The 1,259-nt window shown below is 38.8% G+C and carries 2 protein-coding genes; both read right to left on the reverse strand.

Annotation, left to right across the window (positions count from 1 at the left end):
* Positions 1–30: 30 nt before the first annotated feature.
* The gene (locus tag QUB20_RS28475) at positions 31–402 is read right to left on the reverse strand and encodes a transposase family protein (RefSeq protein WP_333251566.1); all 372 of its coding nucleotides are present in this window, start codon (positions 400–402) and stop codon (positions 31–33) included.
* A gap of 120 nt (positions 403–522) precedes the next feature.
* On the reverse strand, positions 523–1,047 hold the full coding sequence (locus tag QUB20_RS28480) for an IS630 family transposase (protein WP_333251562.1): 525 nt from the start codon (positions 1,045–1,047) through the stop codon (positions 523–525).
* Between the last annotated feature and the right edge of the window lie 212 nt (positions 1,048–1,259).

A 1,259-nucleotide genomic window follows, 5' to 3' on the forward strand; every position in this document is an offset into this window, starting at 1 on the left:
ATTAATAATTTATAACTCTGCAATTATACATTATTGGGCCAATTTTAGCAATCTTTTCCTATCATTCAACACTTCTGCATCTAAGGCCATGGTTTCACCTCTTTTCGGTTCAATTTTGCAGAAAGAAGCGACGCAAGCGCCATAGGATTGATAATCCAAGTCCAGTAACGTCCGACGAAGCGTACTGTAGGAAGGAATCCCATGCTTCGGGAACCCAAACAGCGCAATCAGAGGTTCGCGGTAAGCCTTTAACCAATCCCTGATGGCTAGAAAACCACCACATCCTGCGCTAATCGCCAGGGTAAATAACGCTAAACAGACCGCATACTCATGACGACAGCCCGCTCCACGCCGTGGGTCGGGTAATTCCGAAAATGCTTCTACAATTGCTAGCGAACTCATAAATCATAAGTTAGGGTGAATCCGACTTCTAAACTCTAAACCTAAACCATGCCTACTGTCTAGAACGAAATAGCCCTGATTTCTTTGATTTCTAACCCAAAAAATGAAGTAGAGCCTTTCTCAGAAAGATGAGGTACAATAACAGCAGTGTGTAAACCAGTTAAAAATATTTGACGATGTAACCTGACCGAACGCAAACTCTATGGCTTTTGCTAATTCTTGATAATTAGTAGTCTTGATAGAACGGAGAATGATTTTAAGTTTTGACCACAGATTTTCAATTGGTGAAAAATCTGGTGAATAAGGTGATAAGTATATTAATCTTGCCCCTTTTTTTTCGATCGCTTTTTTCACTTCTTCTCCCAAGTGAATGGGACAATTGTCCATCACGACACAAGCACCTTTCCATAGTTTGGGTACAAGTTTTCTGATGATAAAAGCTTCAAATGTAATTGCATCAGTTGAGCCTATTAAATTAACCGATGTCAAAATTTCCTTAACTGACATTGCTCCAATTATTGAGACATTTTTGCCACGTTTAGTTGGTTTTGGCCCCCGGGCTCTTTCACCTTTTAGAGATCGAGCATATAACCTAACCATTGCTAAATTAACTCCCGATTCGTCAAGGAATATTAAGTCTTTCAAACCTTACTCTTTAATTGTTTTCCAGAACTCACATCGCAGGAGTTGAACTCGCTCCGTGCCTTTGCCTGAAGGGAAGAGAGTTTTTTTTTGACAGTAATATTTAAGAGTTTTATCATTCTTCCTATTGTTGCTCTACAGAAGTGTTGAATGATAGGAAAAGATTGCTAAAATTGGCCCAATAATGTATAATTGCAGAGTTATAAATTATTAAT

This window comes from Microcoleus sp. B4-C2 (assembly GCF_036705265.1).
Lineage (GTDB): Bacteria > Cyanobacteriota > Cyanobacteriia > Cyanobacteriales > Microcoleaceae > Microcoleus.